Raw genomic sequence first — 13,939 nt, 5'->3', positions numbered from 1 at the left:
TTCTTCAACTGTACGCAAAATTGCTTGGCATTGAGGAGTCGATTCGACTCCTCTTGCTATTTGTCTTGCCAGTTGTTTTGTCGAGCCATGACGGCTGAAATACAAAATAAGGATCTGGCAATCCATTTATAAAATATCCAACACTTGCTCTGGTGGGCGACCAATTTTTGCTTTGCCGTTAGCAACGACAACCGGACGCTCAAACAACTTTGGATTTTTCGCCATTGCTTCGAATAATTGCTCATCGCTGACGGAGTCTTCGCCTAAGCCAAGCTCTTTATATTCACTTTCTTTAGTGCGCATCATTTCACGTACAGATGAAAAGCCAAGCTGGGCGTACAGCGCTTTTAGTTCATCCACGTTAAGTGGTGTGTCTAGGTATTTGACGACTTCCGGTGTAACACCATTTTGCTCAAGCAGTTCAAGTGTTTGACGGCTCTTTGAGCAACGAGGGTTGTGATAAATCACGACTGACATGGTTTTCTCCATTTCGTTATTGTAATGCCATGAATCGATCTCTTTGGATCATGAGTTGGTCGATACGGGCATCGTATCGCGCTTGCTCTAAGCTGCCCAACTTGGCCATTTTACTTGCTTCACTATAATATTGAATCGCTTTATTCCAATTTGCTCGCAATGCCAAAATTTCTGCTCGAGCAGCCAACTCTTCATCGCTACGCCCCAGCGCGTGGTAGCTCTTCGATATTAGGTGCCAGCCATTTGTATCTTCAGGATAGTCATGAGTGTATCTTTGAAGAACTCGCGTGGCTTGATCGTTTTTATTGTCCTCAAGTAGCGCATTGGCGTAGTTAATGGTCAATACTTTATTTTGAGGGTTACGAGATAACGCTTTGCGGAGCATCTCGGTTGCTTTTTCTGGCTGCTTCTTCTCGATGTATAAATCCGTCATAGCGTCCAAGTAAAACGGGTTACTTGGGTCTTGTTCCAGTAACTTTTTCAAAATTGGTTCCGCTTGAGATAAGCGTTTATTGTCTAAATGCACGAGTGCTCGACCATAATCAAAAGCAGGTGTAATGTCCGCAGAGGCTTTCTTTTGGGTTCTCTCAAACCAGCTCAGGGCGGCTTGTCCATCAATGCCAGCGTAACGAGCCACAATGCGCGCGCGAGCTAGATGATAGTCTATTGAAGGCACAACACGCATTGGAGGATAGGTTCTTGCTCGCGCACGGCTATCGGTAATTCGATCTTCAGGCAAAGGGTGAGTCAGGAGCATTGGTGGCGGTTTACTCGCATAACGATACTCATCAGCAAGACGGCCAAAAAACCTTGGCATTGCTTGAACATCAAAGCCGGCTTTTGCTAATGTCGAAATACCAAAGCGATCCGCTTCTTTTTCGTTTGCACGAGTGTAGTTGATTTGACTTTGCATGTTGCCCGCGGTTGCTGCTGTAATTGCAGCCATCCCCGCTTCGGGTGAGGCAATTGAAAGTAGTAGTGCCCCCGCAAGTGCGGCTAATGTGGCCGGAGAGCGACGCGCTTGTTCTTCCATACTCCGAGCAAGGTGACGTTGTGTGACGTGCGCTATCTCGTGAGCGACAACAGAGGCCAGCTCACTTTCTGAACGAGCATGAAGAAACAACCCAGAATGCAGCGCTACATAGCCACCAAAAAACGCGAATGCGTTGATATTACGGTCGCGAATCATAAAGAAGTGGAACGGCGTTTTTACATCATTCGCATTGGCCACTAATTTGTGCCCAAGAGAGTCAATATATTCATTGATGACAGGGTCATTAACGATAGGTTTACTGGCTCTGAGCATACGCATATAGGCGTCGCCATAAATCAACTCTTGGTCTATTGAAAGCGTGCCACCAGCAGCTGTGCCAATGTCTGGCAAGTCAATGCTATTGGCATAAGTTGTCGGCGAACTGATGGCAGCAGCAAGACATAAGCAAACTAGCGAGCGAGTGCGTTTTAACATACGTTTAAAAGGTTCTCCAAAATACATAAGCATGTGGTTACAGGTCGAGAGCCTATTAACAGCGCCACATACGTTTTGGTTATCCGTGAGGATATAAGCTAACAGTAAGACCGGAAATAAATGAATTGGTTTCGTAAATTATTTTACATCCGAGCTATTTCAGCATGTGGTTAAATCATGTCAGAAGTGCTAGCACCAGCTCAAAAAGCCGTTACAATACAACCCTATCATAAGTGCAGAGCAATACAATGGAATCCATGTTACTTGATTTGCGTGAGCAACGTTGTCCTATGGCACTGTTACTTGCAAAGCGTCATGCTGCTGAGGTCTTTCAAGGAGAAGCAAAGCAGTATCATCAACTTGTCATTCAAGTGGTGGACAACAGCTCTAAACGAGACATTGTGAACTATCTTAGTGCCCAAGGGTACTCAGTTGATTGCCAATCTACATCAGAGCACTACACATTGACTGTCTTCAATAAGGAATCCGCATAAGATGTTTGAAATGGTTAGTCGTTGGTATAAACGACGTTTCTCTGACCCTCACGCAGTAAGTCTCGTCGCGATCTTGCTGTTTGGCTTTATCACCATTTACTTCTTTGGACACTTGATTGCGCCATTACTTGTCGCGATCGTTTTGGCTTATCTACTTGAATGGCCAGTTGTCAAAATGTGTCGTATGGGCGTGCCGCGCACTTTGTCGGTTATTATCGTGATCTTGGTCTTTGTCGGGTTAATGTTAATTGCGTTGTTTGGCTTGGTTCCGACGATTTGGACTCAGGTCGGTAATCTAATTAACGATATTCCGAACATGTACAACGGGCTACAAAAGTTTATTGTCACATTGCCAGAGCGCCATCCTGAACTAGCCAATTTAGAAATAGTAGAAACCGTGGTGACGAACGCCAAAAACCAAGCACTGGGGCTGGGTGAAAGTGTCGTCAAAGGGTCGCTTGCTTCATTAGTTAGCATTGCAACGCTAGCGGTATATTTGATCTTAGTGCCACTCCTTATCTTCTTTTTGCTTAAAGACAAAGAAGAAATGCTGCGAATCGCAAGCGGTATTCTGCCGAAAAACCGTAAATTGGCGAATAAAGTTTGGCATGAAATGAACGAGCAGATATCAAATTACATTCGCGGTAAAGTGTTAGAGATTTTAATCGTGGGCGGTGTGAGCTACGTGACTTTTGCCCTTTTAGATCTTCGTTACTCGGCGTTGCTTGCCGTAGCCGTTGGTCTGTCGGTTTTGATTCCTTATATCGGTGCGGCGGCTGTTACTGTACCTGTTGCTATCGTTGGTTTGTTCCAATGGGGTTTAACGCCTCCGTTTTATTGGTTGTTGCTTGCTTACGGTATTATCCAGGCGCTGGATGGTAATGTGTTGGTTCCTGTTCTGTTTTCCGAGGCAGTAAACTTACACCCAGTTGCTATCATTGTGGCTGTATTAGTCTTTGGTGGGCTGTGGGGTTTTTGGGGGGTGTTCTTCGCCATTCCTTTAGCGACATTAGTCAAAGCCGTATGGCATGCATTACCAAGCACGGAAGAAAACGAACCTGTCGAACAAGAGTAGTTGTTACCAAAGGTACGATGGTTAAAAGAAAGCCCAGCAGTTTGCTGGGCTTTTTGTTTGTAGAAAAACAATAGCGTTTAAGCGTTTTCGTTTAAGTAGTTTAATACGACTTCGTGGTGATCTTTGGTTTTGAACTTGTTGAACACATGTTCGATCACGCCTTCTTCATTGATCAGAAAGCTAATGCGGTGAAGACCGTCGTATACTTTGCCCATGAATTTCTTTTCGCCCCAAACGCCGAACTGGTCAGCAACGGCATGGTCTTCATCAGAAAGCAGAGTGAAGTTTAAATCATCGCGCTCGATGAACTTGCCTAGGCGCTTTACAGGGTCGATGCTTACGCCGAGTACCACCACGTTATGTGCATCGAGTTCAGCTTTGATGTCACGAAGGCCTTTTGCTTGTGTAGTACAACCCGGCGTCATCGCCTTAGGGTAAAAGTAGAAAAGTACTTTCTTGCCTTTAAAGTCTTCAAGAGAAACGGTATTTCCGTCTTGGTCGAGCAAAGAGAAGGCTGGCGCTGGCGAGCCTGCTGTCAGCGTATTCATTTTGATTTCCTTTACTTTATAGTGTGTTTTTAATGAAATTCAGAGAACCTTGTACGTTGAGCGACTTACAAAGTTCATCGAAGTCTTCTTGTAACTGCATCAAATTAAAATCCGCGCTTACAGATGCAGTAATCGCAATGTGAAACTGGTCAGAATCGAGTTGAATTTTCGACTTGCTGATGGTTTGCGCGCTAAGAGAGTCTAAACCAATCTGCTGATCAGCGAAGAACTTAGTAAATTTTTCAGTTAACCCAGGGCGGTCTTCAGACTCAATAAACACTTCCATGGTGTAGCTGTTATCGAGCAGTTCGTGCGCCGCTGTGCGTTTCATGATCGTAATAAGGTCATGTTCTTGGCCAAGCAGGGGCAATTGCGTTTCAACTCGAGTCACGCTGCTGGCGTTCCCAGTCAGGAGCATGATCAGCGTAAATTCGCTGCCAAAGATAGCGATACGGCTATCGACTATGTTACAACCAGCTTGAGTAACGAGCTGTACGACTTGGTTACAAATGCCTGGACGGTCCGTTCCAACTGCTGTAAGTACCAGATGTTGCTTCATAAATGAGCTTCTTGTCCTTTCTTCAATAGAGAGATGTTAGCACAGATATTGCGAAGAAATATCGAGCCAGTTCTTTTTAGTCTATAAAAAGCAGGAGGATGTTGAGGGGAGTGGTGGGAAATAAACAGTAAATGCAGGCTGTAGGATAAACAAAACGTTTGCATGATGTGCTTGCCTATTGTCTGGCCGTTTTATTCACTTAGATCTGACTTGGCTAACAAGACCAAAGAGTATATTTTCCTTGCTTGTGCTCTTCAGTATTTTCCAAATCACTGATAGATTCTAAAGTCACTCGAAAGCCCAACACGATTATCAATATTGCCGTTAATCAAACCAAATAGAGCAATTAAGTTGCTAGACCTCTAACAACTGGTAATTATTCATTCATTTGTACTTTGTAAGCGAGTTTACGCTCTTGTGTTTTTCAATCGCATTACAGTACCATGCAGAAAGAGTTAAATGAGGGAGATAAACATGTTTTCAGGAAGTATCGTAGCGCTGATTACGCCATTCAAAGCAGATGGCGAAGTAGACTTTGACGGTCTGCAAAAGCTAGTAGAGTACCACGTTGAAGCGGGTACAGACGGTATTGTGGCAGTAGGCACAACAGGTGAGTCAGCGACACTGACCATTGAAGAGCATGTAAAGGTCGTTAATAAAACTGTTGAGTTTGCCGACGGTCGCATCCCTGTGATTGCTGGCACGGGTGCAAATGCAACCCATGAGGCAGTAACATTTAGCAAATTACTGGCTGATTCTGGTATTGCTGGCTTCCTGAGTGTGACACCGTATTACAACAAACCAACTCAAGAGGGTTTGTTTCTACATTACAAGGCAATTGCCGAAGCGAGTGATGTGCCTCTAATTTTGTACAACGTACCAGGCCGTACTGCTGTTGATATGCAGCCAGAAACAGTGGCACGCTTGTCAAAGCTTGATAATATCGTAGCTCTAAAAGATGCAACGGGCGATTTGGAACGAATTGCAATTCATCGTGAACTTTGTGGCGAAGATTTTATCTTACTAAGTGGCGATGATGCGACAGGGCTGGATTTTGTGAAACTTGGCGGCAATGGTGTTATCTCGGTAACGAACAATATTGCAGCTAAAGACATGGCAGACATGTTCCATTTGGCAAGTGAAGGTAAGTACGAAGAAGCAGAAGCGATTAACCAACGCTTGATGACTCTACACAAAAACCTTTTCATCGAAGCAAGCCCTATCCCAGTAAAATGGGCAGCGCAAAAGCTTGGTTTGATTGAAGAAGGTGGTTTGCGTCTTCCTTTAACTACGCTTTCTGAAAAATCGCAGCCGATCGTCGAGCAGTCGCTAACAGACGCCCATATTTATTAAGATTGAGCTATTAAGATTGAGTTACTAGGATTGAAGTTCATACTGGGGGCCAAAGCGCCCTCGGTGTTTTAGGAGTATAGATGAAGCTTTCAAGCCAGTTAGTGTTAAGTTCATTAGCTGTATTCGTATTGACTGCCTGTTCAGGTGGTGCCAATCAACGTCGTCAAGCAAAAGATGACTTCGAGTATTTGAACTCCCCAAATTTGGGTGAGTGGAATGTCCCACAGGGTGCACAGCCTCAGTTTTACCCTAACTACGAGATCCCTCAGGGTAACTACGCTGGTGGTGTCGGTAAAGATGTCGACATTCGTCCACCTCAACAAGTCCTAGAGCTTATTCCCGGTGCACGTTTGGACCGCAGCAGTGATGGTGAAGTGACACTTTGGCTACTTCGTAAAGATGAACTAGATAAAGTTTGGCAAACGGTGCAAAACATGGTCGCGGCTAACGAGATTCCAGTTGAAAGCCAAACAGACTCTCGCATCGAGACAGGATGGGTGACTTGGGATTCGCCAGATGAAGAGCTAGAAATTGGCAGCCGATATGAAATCGTACGCGCTGAAGCAAATGGTCGACACGGCTTTAAGGTGAGCCTTATTGACTGGCGTGAAGGCAATCAAGTGAAAGAAGTAACGGCGACCAACCGTGAGCGCTACAATGTGTTCATGACGAACTTGGTCACCGCTCGCTACGATCAAGAAGTGCGTGAAGAAGCACAGCGTAAAGCGCAAGAGTTGGTTAAACAGATCCCAATCACAATGGGTAAAGACCGCAGCGGACTTCCTGTGATTATCGCGCGTGCGCAATACAACATGCTTTGGCAACGTCTGCCTAATATTCTACCTAAGATGGGCTTTAAGATTGAAGAGCGTAGCCAGTCTCAGGGCACAATCACTGCGAAATATGCATCTCCGGATGATGAATTCTGGAACGATATCGGCGTTAAACCAGTGGAGTTAGCCGCTGGTAAGTACACATTCTTACTTGGTGATTTAGGCAACCGTACGTCTATCAATATCACCGACTCCTCTGGCAAGCCAGTAGAAGAAGAGTTTTTGAAATCACTAGCGCCTGTATTGGCTGCAACAGTGAAGCAGTAAACAAAGCGAGCTTAACGCGGCGTGTTTACTTAATGATAGAAAAGGGACCTAGTGGTCCCTTTTTTGATGTTTAGATTAAATGTGTCGAGATGAAGCTGGTGAGTAACTAACGAGGCTCGTTTTTGTTTTTATCTTCTTCAGCGTAGCGCTGTTTATCCAATGTGTTCAGCTTATCTAAATCGTTCTTACGGCTTTTATCCATCTGACCAAACTTCATTTTTGCGGTATATTTGAGTGCGGCAATATTACCAATGACCACGCTCAACACTACAATAATAATGACCCAAGGATTGGTTAGTATTTCTATCATAGAGCCTCCGGCGGCGTGATATTGTGAATAAATTTGGCAACGACGTTATCCAAATTATTCAGTATGACGTCAATCCCTGCAATGTTGTCGGTCTGATTTTGTTTAATCAACTGGCTTCTGAGTACATCAAGCGTCAACTGCTCGAGGCATTGCTGCCCGACAGCGCGGTGACTAATGTGCCAAGGCTCAATCGAAACGCCACCTAAATCATGCTGATAAGGGAAGAAGAAACCGAACCGACCAAGGTTGGCTTTTAACCATTGGTAGAACGCTTGCTGGTGGCCTTCAAGATACTCCCAAGGTTCCAACTTGAGTTTGGTGTCAGCAGGCAATAAATTGCGCGCATAGACATCAAAATCACAACCCCAATGATGACGACTTCCTCCGGGCAATGCCGACCAGCGCAAAATGGCCATCAATTTCTCTTCGTCATTTAACTCTGCTTTATTCAAAGGGCGGGAGTTTATGTCGAGAATTGGCAACTCACCAGAAAACTTCCCGTTCCAGATGGCTTTTTGGCGATTAAAGTCACGAAAACCACTGGCGATTTCCATTTTGAAACCTGCTTCGGTTGCGGCATTAATCATCTTCAATAAGTCATTGACTACTTTAGGGTGAAGCATAAATGCCTTTTGCCCCACTAGTGTGGATTGAAGATGGGAATCAGTGATTCCGGTGAGTTGCTCTGGTGTCATTGTGTTCTCGCTGATTACTTCGCCAATAGGTGTTTCAACGTGTTTTCGTACATGTCCGTCAACTTTTCAAGATCGTCGACTTTCACACACTCGTTCACTTTATGAATCGTAGCGTTAACAGGGCCTAACTCTACGACTTGACCTCCCATTCGAGCAATAAAACGACCATCAGAAGTACCGCCAGTTGTAAGTAGCGCTGGCTTCGTATCATTGATTTCGGCCACAGCAGCTACAACCGCGTCTAGCAGTGCGCCCGTATCGGTCAGGAATGGGTCACCGTTGAATGTCCATTTTAGGTCGTAGTCCAGCTCATGCTTGTCCAATGTTTCGGTAACACGCTGAACAATTGCGTCATTGTTAAGCTCAGTACTAAAACGTAGGTTGAACTGAACATGGAACTCGCCAGGAATAACGTTAGACGCACCAGTGCCAGCCGATACATTCGGGATCTGGAAACTGGTCGGTGGGAAGTAATCATTCCCTTTGTCCCATTCTGTCGTCGCGAGTTCATGAATCGCGAGTAGAGACTCGTGCACTGGATTGCTGGCTAGGTGAGGGTAGGCCACGTGGCCTTGTGTTCCTTTTACCGTTAAATCACCAGTGATGGATCCACGGCGTCCATTTTTCACTACATCGCCAACCACTTCGGTGCTGGATGGTTCACCAACAATACACATATCGATGTTCTCACCACGTTCCATCAACGTTTCTACAACGCGAACGGTACCGTTGATAAATGGCCCTTCTTCATCCGACGTAATTAAGAAGCCAATTGAGCCTTTGTGATCTGGGTTTTCGGCGATAAAGCGTTCAACTGCAACAACCATAGCGGCGAGCGACCCTTTCATGTCAGCTGCGCCGCGGCCATGCAAGTAACCATCAATAATGGTCGGTTCAAACGGATGTGTATTCCAGTGTTCCAATTTGCCAGCTGGTACCACATCGGTGTGGCCAGCAAACGCAAATAGCGGCGCTTCTGAACCACGTCGAGCCCAGAAGTTCGTGGTGTCTTCAAATACCATCACTTCAATTTCAAACCCGAGTGCTTTTAAGCGCTCGATCATCAAATCCTGACAACCTGCGTCTTCCGGCGTTACGGACTGTCTACTGATCAGATCTTTAGCAAGTGCCAATACTGGACTGTCTGTCATCCTTGAGTATTCCTTTATTTAAGAGTTGAAAATGCTAGCGTATTGATCAGCTTTAAAACCGATATGAAGTTGATCATTCACTTTTAAAATTGGGCGTTTAATCATCGCAGGGTTTTCTACCAAAAGAGCGATGGCGTTTTCCTCGTTAAGTGTGTCTTTCTGCTCTTGCGCTAATTGGCGGTAGGTTGTGCCACGTTTATTGAGCACCTGTTCCCAACCTAAAGCGCGACAAAATTCACTTACCATTTCTGCATCAATGCCTTGCTTACGGTAGTCATGGAAGTCGTAAGCAATATCCTCGGCTTCTAACCATTTCTTGGCTTTTTTGATCGTATCGCAGTTGGGAATACCAAACATGGTAATCGACATAGTCTTTCCTTTTTCTTTGTTCTATTTTTCACTGGCGCGGTTAAGACGCACTTAAGTGATTTGGGCTGTTAAAGCATCCTATCAAGAAGCAATCAAACTGACAAAATGCGGTGGAAAATATTTTCAGATAGATTGAGATAACTAATGTCACATAACTTATTTACGATGAATGCGCTATAAATCGAATAAAAATTCGTCTAAATCAAATGGAAAAGTCGAGTTATTGATCAAACGCAACACCTCGCTGAGCAAAAACGAAATAATGAATCAGCACAATTTTAGGAGGTGTCAATGGAATTGAGTCCTGTTTTTGCAAGGCGGCTATATTTGGCCTTGTTGGTGGAAAACCTAGAAAGGCCGAATGTGCCAAAGTTGATCGAAAAAACGGGGTGGCCTCGTCGTACTATTCAAGATGTACTCAAGGCGTTACCTGGGATCGGCATTGAACTCATATTCGTTCAAGATGGCCGACGTCATAATGACGGCTATTATCAACTTTCAGATTGGGGGCCTTTTGATAGCCAATGGGTTCTAGAGCGGGAGAGAGATATCGCTAGCAGTCTTGGATTTCGTGCATAAGCCAGCAATTGCTGGCTTTTTTCATATTCAGGCCTCATCCATTGCAGCGGTAGGCGGAACCCAGTACGCTAAATGAAGTGATAAAATCTTGTGGGGAAACCATAAAAACGGTGTCCGCATCGATAGCCGCTGCATTGTTTTTTAAATCGTTCATCGCGCCTTGCATCATCGCGTCATTAGTCATGAAAATGTAGTTATACCAATGGCCTTCACTTCCGGTGACTTCGCCTTTGTATTCGCATCGCTCAGGGTCGAATTGCGCGTCAATGCGAATATGAACATCTTGACTTTGAGCATGAGTAAGGTGAGAAGGCATCGTGCAACCCGTTAGAAGCACGACAAAAAGTCCAAGTAACAGGCGTTTCATTAGCTATTTCCCCAATACTATGTAAGCAGCAAAGCCAATCCAGCTCAGAACAAGTAGTGTCCAAGGCAGTTTGCTTGATGAATGGTTTGGCGCATCGTCGGTGATATTGTCTTGTTCGATAATCTCTTCATGCTGACGTTGTTTTTCACGTTGCTGTTTTTTCTTCGCTTTATCGGCTTGGCGGTTGCGCTCTTTTTGTTGTTTCTTATATTGCGCGATGCCTTTTTCGATACCTTGAGCGATGAGTTTGGTTTGCTCTTTGGTTTGCCCCGGTTTCTGCGTGGATTTGGCAATTCTCATCGCTTCGGCTTGAGTTTCTTGAGAAGGCACAGGGGTGGCAGGAGTTCTTTTTTTCATGTTTCTCATCAACGTCGCTGTAAATCTTTGTTTAGTTTACCTGTGTAAGGTGCTGAAATGAACTTCAGTTCTCATCTTTGTTGGCTTGCAACTCTGAAACGATAGGTTAAAGTGACGTTTTTATCACATAAAGAAGAAGATGTTGTGCGCTATTCGTTTGACCAATATGACGCCCATGGATTTTTAAAGGCGCCGATCATTTTATGGGTGGGATGGATGTTTCTTGTGCGTTCATGGGTGGTGTTTGCCATGGCTGGTGTAAGTCGTGATAGTGGCAGTAAGCTACTCGCTATTGTTTACCCATATTCAAGTACGTTGTATTTAGGTTTGGCGATGGGCATTCCAAGTTTGCTTCTTATGTGGTTAATGGGGCTTCGTCATCCCGACAGAGGATGGGTAAACAGAATTACTCGCTATGGTCGCGAGATCACTTTGATCTTGTGCGGTATTCAACTTGCTCAGACCATGTATCATGTGTACCTAGAACATGGAGTGTTTAATTGGGCAAACGCCCTTACCATTACCTTATTAGCTTGGTTTATGATCTATCTTCTAAATGGAAGATGGGTAAAAGACTGTTTTCAAGTGCCACAATTGGCGCACGATGAACAGCAGCATTCAAAGAATTAAAAACAATAACTTCCCACTCTGGGGCAAAGTAATAGAGGAAACCTCAATGTCACAAGCTCAAACGGCGATCGTGCCAGAAGCCGGGCCATTTGCACTGTACACTCAACTCAAAGTGAACCAAAACCGTGAAAACGTATTAGAAAAACTGAAAGCACTACCAAAGTTGGTGGAAGAGTTAAACATTACCCAGCCGGGTGCAGCGCTGACGCTTTCTATCGCATTCACAAAATCGTTTTGGGAACACCTTAATGTAGACGCGCCAGAAGAGCTTATTGATTTTACTCAACTTGGCGAAGGTGACATCGTTGCTCCAGCAACAGACGTAGATGTACTGATTCACTGTCACTCGACTCGTCACGACTTGCATTTTTACGTGTTGCGTAAGTTCCTAGAAGAGACGGCACAAGATGTCACCATTGTGGACGAAACATATGGGTACCGTTACCTTGATGCTCGTGATATGACAGACTTCATTGATGGCACAGAAAACCCGAAAGGGGAGGCTCGCGCTGATGTGGCTCTAGTAAAAGAGGGCCCATTTGCTGGAGGCAGTTATGTTATGGCTCAGCGCTTTGAACATAACCTTGCCGCTTGGAATCGATTGAATGTCAAAGCGCAAGAAAAAGTGATTGGTCGTACCAAGCTAGACTCTATCGAGCTAGAAGACGTTCCTGCTGCATCACACGTTGGTCGAGTTGATATCAAAGAAGAAGGTAAAGGTTTGAAGATTGTTCGCCACAGCTTACCATACGGGACGGTGACAGGGCCTCATGGCCTGCTGTTTATTTCTTACTGCAATACACTTCATAACATTAAAGTGATGCTAGAAAGTATGTACGGCGTGACAGATGGTAAAACAGACCAAATGCTTCGTTTCACAACAGCGGTAACTGGTGCGTACTTCTTCGCGCCTTCGCAAGAAATGCTCGCAGAGCTAGCCATCAAGTAAGTTGTCAGACTTTATTTCTTAAGCCCTCCAATGGAGGGCTTTTGTTTTCGATTTCTATTCCAATCTCTTTTCAAAAAACACTAAACTTTTCTGTTACTTGGTCGATAAGTACTCAAAGCCTTAATTTTAGGACTCTTTATTCGTGGCGATCACCGTTAATACCAATGTTGCAGCACTTGTCGCACAGCGTCACTTGACCAGTGCAACGGATATGCTGAATCAATCCATGGAGCGTTTGTCTTCAGGGAAGCGTATTAATAGCGCAAAGGATGACGCTGCGGGTCTGCAAATTTCCAACCGCTTGCAATCACAAATGCGTGGTTTAGATGTTGCGGTTCGCAACGCGAATGACGGCATTTCCATCATGCAAACTGCGGAAGGCGCGATGAATGAGGTGACCAATATCATGCAACGTATGCGTGATTTGTCGCTACAGTCAGCCAATGGTTCAAACAGCAAAGCGGAGCGCACTGCACTGCAAGAAGAAGTCTCTGCTTTAAATGATGAGTTAAGTCGTATTGCAGAAACCACATCTTTTGGTGGACGTAAATTGCTGAACGGCACATTCGGTACATCGTCTTTTCAAATCGGTGCAACGGCTGGTGAAGCGGTACAAATTGGCCTGCGGACCATGCAGCCGGAATCTTTAGGTAGCTTTTCAATGAGCTCATATCAAAGAGTCAGTTCAGATTGGACGGTTCAAAACGGAAATAATGAAATTGTTATCAGCTACCGTGATAACAATTTTGAAGAGCAGGAGATCCGTATTGAAGCTAAAGCTGGCGACGATATAGAAGAACTCGCGACTTACATTAACGGGCAGACCGATAAAGTGAAAGCGTCTGTTAATGAAGAGGGGCAACTGCAGTTACTCATGTCCCACAAGGACGCCATAAAATACCCTGGACCAACCTTCAGTGGTGGCCTGGCTGATGAGTTAGAACTTGGCAAGTATGTCACCGTAAATAGAACGGTAGATAGTATTGATATTAGCACGGTCGGTGGCGCTCAGATGGCGGTCGGCATTTTAGATGATGCTTTGAAAACGGTAGATGGCAGTCGTGCGGAGTTAGGCGCGTATCAAAACCGCTTTAATCACGCGATCAATAATCTCGATAACATCCACGAAAACTTAGCCGCTTCCAACAGTCGTATCCAAGACACTGACTATGCCAAAGAAACTACGCAAATGGTGAAGCAACAGATTTTACAACAGGTCAGTACTTCTATTCTGGCGCAAGCAAAACAAGCGCCAAACCTAGCATTGACCTTGCTTGGCTGATGAACGGCCTTGCCCGAATTTAACGCAAAACCTGCCTGTATCGACAATTCGAAAAGAAGCTTTAGCGAAAAATGAAAGTTTTTTTGCTTTTTTATCCGCTTTGTCACGATTACCCCTCCAAACGAATTATTTTCAAAAAAATCTAAAATTTTCTCTAAAGAAAACAGGGTATGCGC

Annotated in this window: 19 protein-coding genes and 1 pseudogene; 9 read left to right on the top strand and 11 right to left on the bottom strand. The window is 44.8% G+C overall.

Going from position 1 to position 13,939, the window contains the following annotated elements:
• From CAG68_RS01625 to CAG68_RS01615, 3 genes and pseudogenes are all read right to left on the bottom strand, one after another.
• A pseudogene (locus tag CAG68_RS01625) lies at nucleotides 1–126 on the bottom strand (flavodoxin domain-containing protein); the annotation flags it as partial.
• Nucleotides 127–477: an arsenate reductase (glutaredoxin) gene (gene arsC / locus CAG68_RS01620; protein ID WP_005380410.1), complete on the bottom strand. Its 351-nt coding sequence runs from the start codon at nucleotides 475–477 to the stop codon at nucleotides 127–129.
• 16 nt (nucleotides 478–493) lie between these two features.
• Nucleotides 494–1,945, bottom strand: a complete 1,452-nt coding sequence (locus tag CAG68_RS01615; protein ID WP_005394337.1) for a beta-barrel assembly-enhancing protease — start codon at nucleotides 1,943–1,945, stop codon at nucleotides 494–496.
• A 257-nt stretch (nucleotides 1,946–2,202) separates the two neighbouring features.
• Here CAG68_RS01615 and CAG68_RS01610 point away from each other — a divergent pair, with 257 nt between their 5' ends.
• Both CAG68_RS01610 and CAG68_RS01605 read left to right on the top strand, forming a co-directional pair.
• Entirely contained in the window at nucleotides 2,203–2,439 is a 237-nt protein-coding gene (locus CAG68_RS01610) for a sulfurtransferase TusA family protein (protein WP_005380414.1), read from the top strand.
• Nucleotide 2,440: 1 nt separating this feature from the next.
• The gene (locus tag CAG68_RS01605; protein ID WP_005389843.1) at nucleotides 2,441–3,514 is read left to right on the top strand and encodes an AI-2E family transporter; all 1,074 of its coding nucleotides are present in this window, start codon (nucleotides 2,441–2,443) and stop codon (nucleotides 3,512–3,514) included.
• 77 nt (nucleotides 3,515–3,591) lie between these two features.
• Here CAG68_RS01605 and bcp read toward each other — a convergent pair whose 3' ends face one another.
• Nucleotides 3,592–4,062, bottom strand: a complete 471-nt coding sequence (gene bcp, locus CAG68_RS01600) for a thioredoxin-dependent thiol peroxidase (protein WP_005380418.1) — start codon at nucleotides 4,060–4,062, stop codon at nucleotides 3,592–3,594.
• Between the two features lie 16 nt (nucleotides 4,063–4,078).
• Nucleotides 4,079–4,621 carry a glycine cleavage system protein R gene (locus tag CAG68_RS01595; RefSeq protein WP_005380420.1) on the bottom strand — a complete coding sequence of 181 codons (543 nt, stop codon included), beginning with the start codon at nucleotides 4,619–4,621 and terminating at the stop codon, nucleotides 4,079–4,081.
• Between the two features lie 474 nt (nucleotides 4,622–5,095).
• Here CAG68_RS01595 and dapA point away from each other — a divergent pair, with 474 nt between their 5' ends.
• Complete coding sequence (gene dapA, locus CAG68_RS01590) at nucleotides 5,096–5,974, top strand: 4-hydroxy-tetrahydrodipicolinate synthase (RefSeq protein ID WP_047102853.1); 879 nt, start codon at nucleotides 5,096–5,098, stop codon at nucleotides 5,972–5,974.
• An 80-nt stretch (nucleotides 5,975–6,054) separates the two neighbouring features.
• Entirely contained in the window at nucleotides 6,055–7,074 is a 1,020-nt protein-coding gene (gene bamC / locus CAG68_RS01585) for an outer membrane protein assembly factor BamC (RefSeq protein ID WP_005380424.1), read from the top strand.
• Nucleotides 7,075–7,180: 106 nt separating this feature from the next.
• Here the strand turns inward: bamC and CAG68_RS01580 are convergent, their stop codons facing one another.
• The 4 genes from CAG68_RS01580 to CAG68_RS01565 are packed head-to-tail and all read right to left on the bottom strand — an operon-like array spanning nucleotide 7,181 to nucleotide 9,599.
• Nucleotides 7,181–7,384 (bottom strand): DUF2897 family protein, encoded by a 204-nt coding sequence (locus CAG68_RS01580; RefSeq protein WP_005380425.1) that lies wholly within the window; start codon nucleotides 7,382–7,384, stop codon nucleotides 7,181–7,183.
• Entirely contained in the window at nucleotides 7,381–8,079 is a 699-nt protein-coding gene (locus tag CAG68_RS01575) for a M15 family metallopeptidase (protein ID WP_025768261.1), read from the bottom strand. The genes CAG68_RS01580 and CAG68_RS01575 overlap by 4 nt, the downstream gene beginning before the upstream one ends.
• A 14-nt stretch (nucleotides 8,080–8,093) precedes the next feature.
• The gene (gene dapE / locus CAG68_RS01570; RefSeq protein WP_086046958.1) at nucleotides 8,094–9,230 is read right to left on the bottom strand and encodes a succinyl-diaminopimelate desuccinylase; all 1,137 of its coding nucleotides are present in this window, start codon (nucleotides 9,228–9,230) and stop codon (nucleotides 8,094–8,096) included.
• Between the two features lie 18 nt (nucleotides 9,231–9,248).
• Nucleotides 9,249–9,599, bottom strand: a complete 351-nt coding sequence (locus CAG68_RS01565; protein WP_005380431.1) for an ArsC family reductase — start codon at nucleotides 9,597–9,599, stop codon at nucleotides 9,249–9,251.
• A 291-nt stretch (nucleotides 9,600–9,890) separates the two neighbouring features.
• Between CAG68_RS01565 and CAG68_RS01560 the strand changes: the two genes are divergently transcribed.
• Nucleotides 9,891–10,178 (top strand): winged helix-turn-helix domain-containing protein, encoded by a 288-nt coding sequence (locus CAG68_RS01560; RefSeq protein ID WP_005380433.1) that lies wholly within the window; start codon nucleotides 9,891–9,893, stop codon nucleotides 10,176–10,178.
• Between the two features lie 34 nt (nucleotides 10,179–10,212).
• On the opposite strand, the gene CAG68_RS01555 is transcribed toward CAG68_RS01560, so the two are convergent.
• Both CAG68_RS01555 and CAG68_RS01550 read right to left on the bottom strand, forming a co-directional pair.
• On the bottom strand, nucleotides 10,213–10,545 hold the full coding sequence (locus CAG68_RS01555; RefSeq protein WP_005380435.1) for a DUF4156 domain-containing protein: 333 nt from the start codon (nucleotides 10,543–10,545) through the stop codon (nucleotides 10,213–10,215).
• A gap of 3 nt (nucleotides 10,546–10,548) precedes the next feature.
• Nucleotides 10,549–10,902 (bottom strand): DUF2956 domain-containing protein, encoded by a 354-nt coding sequence (locus CAG68_RS01550; protein ID WP_005380437.1) that lies wholly within the window; start codon nucleotides 10,900–10,902, stop codon nucleotides 10,549–10,551.
• Between the two features lie 144 nt (nucleotides 10,903–11,046).
• Here CAG68_RS01550 and CAG68_RS01545 point away from each other — a divergent pair, with 144 nt between their 5' ends.
• The 4 genes from CAG68_RS01545 to CAG68_RS22265 form a co-directional block, all read left to right on the top strand.
• Nucleotides 11,047–11,532: a DUF2919 domain-containing protein gene (locus tag CAG68_RS01545; protein WP_054702723.1), complete on the top strand. Its 486-nt coding sequence runs from the start codon at nucleotides 11,047–11,049 to the stop codon at nucleotides 11,530–11,532.
• A gap of 46 nt (nucleotides 11,533–11,578) precedes the next feature.
• Nucleotides 11,579–12,481 carry a Dyp-type peroxidase gene (locus CAG68_RS01540; protein WP_005380441.1) on the top strand — a complete coding sequence of 301 codons (903 nt, stop codon included), beginning with the start codon at nucleotides 11,579–11,581 and terminating at the stop codon, nucleotides 12,479–12,481.
• A 142-nt stretch (nucleotides 12,482–12,623) separates the two neighbouring features.
• Nucleotides 12,624–13,763, top strand: a complete 1,140-nt coding sequence (locus tag CAG68_RS01535) for a flagellin (protein WP_005380443.1) — start codon at nucleotides 12,624–12,626, stop codon at nucleotides 13,761–13,763.
• Nucleotides 13,756–13,939 (top strand): hypothetical protein (locus tag CAG68_RS22265; RefSeq protein ID WP_237667822.1); only part of this gene is annotated, 184 nt, incomplete at its 3' end. The genes CAG68_RS01535 and CAG68_RS22265, both read left to right, overlap by 8 nt.

The sequence above is a fragment of the Vibrio sp. V42_P2S4T144 genome (genome assembly GCF_009904715.1).
Lineage (GTDB): Bacteria > Pseudomonadota > Gammaproteobacteria > Enterobacterales > Vibrionaceae > Vibrio > Vibrio alginolyticus.
Note: the sequence above shows the minus strand (reverse complement) of the source record. Positions and strands in the feature narration are given on the sequence as shown.

What these genes read in the sequence shown, in the direction of transcription:
- CAG68_RS01605 (WP_005389843.1), top strand. Translation starts at nt 2,441, where the DNA reads ATGTTTGAAATGGTTAGTCGTTGGTATAAACGACGTTTCTCTGACCCT.
- CAG68_RS01595 (WP_005380420.1), bottom strand. Translation starts at nt 4,621, where the DNA reads ATGAAGCAACATCTGGTACTTACAGCAGTTGGAACGGACCGTCCAGGC.
- CAG68_RS01565 (WP_005380431.1), bottom strand. Translation starts at nt 9,599, where the DNA reads ATGTCGATTACCATGTTTGGTATTCCCAACTGCGATACGATCAAAAAA.
- arsC (WP_005380410.1), bottom strand. Translation starts at nt 477, where the DNA reads ATGTCAGTCGTGATTTATCACAACCCTCGTTGCTCAAAGAGCCGTCAA.
- bcp (WP_005380418.1), bottom strand. Translation starts at nt 4,062, where the DNA reads ATGAATACGCTGACAGCAGGCTCGCCAGCGCCAGCCTTCTCTTTGCTC.
- CAG68_RS01615 (WP_005394337.1), bottom strand. Translation starts at nt 1,945, where the DNA reads ATGTTAAAACGCACTCGCTCGCTAGTTTGCTTATGTCTTGCTGCTGCC.
- CAG68_RS01560 (WP_005380433.1), top strand. Translation starts at nt 9,891, where the DNA reads ATGGAATTGAGTCCTGTTTTTGCAAGGCGGCTATATTTGGCCTTGTTG.
- CAG68_RS01610 (WP_005380414.1), top strand. Translation starts at nt 2,203, where the DNA reads ATGTTACTTGATTTGCGTGAGCAACGTTGTCCTATGGCACTGTTACTT.
- CAG68_RS01550 (WP_005380437.1), bottom strand. Translation starts at nt 10,902, where the DNA reads ATGAAAAAAAGAACTCCTGCCACCCCTGTGCCTTCTCAAGAAACTCAA.
- dapA (WP_047102853.1), top strand. Translation starts at nt 5,096, where the DNA reads ATGTTTTCAGGAAGTATCGTAGCGCTGATTACGCCATTCAAAGCAGAT.
- CAG68_RS01555 (WP_005380435.1), bottom strand. Translation starts at nt 10,545, where the DNA reads ATGAAACGCCTGTTACTTGGACTTTTTGTCGTGCTTCTAACGGGTTGC.
- dapE (WP_086046958.1), bottom strand. Translation starts at nt 9,230, where the DNA reads ATGACAGACAGTCCAGTATTGGCACTTGCTAAAGATCTGATCAGTAGA.
- CAG68_RS01540 (WP_005380441.1), top strand. Translation starts at nt 11,579, where the DNA reads ATGTCACAAGCTCAAACGGCGATCGTGCCAGAAGCCGGGCCATTTGCA.
- bamC (WP_005380424.1), top strand. Translation starts at nt 6,055, where the DNA reads ATGAAGCTTTCAAGCCAGTTAGTGTTAAGTTCATTAGCTGTATTCGTA.
- CAG68_RS01575 (WP_025768261.1), bottom strand. Translation starts at nt 8,079, where the DNA reads ATGACACCAGAGCAACTCACCGGAATCACTGATTCCCATCTTCAATCC.
- CAG68_RS01580 (WP_005380425.1), bottom strand. Translation starts at nt 7,384, where the DNA reads ATGATAGAAATACTAACCAATCCTTGGGTCATTATTATTGTAGTGTTG.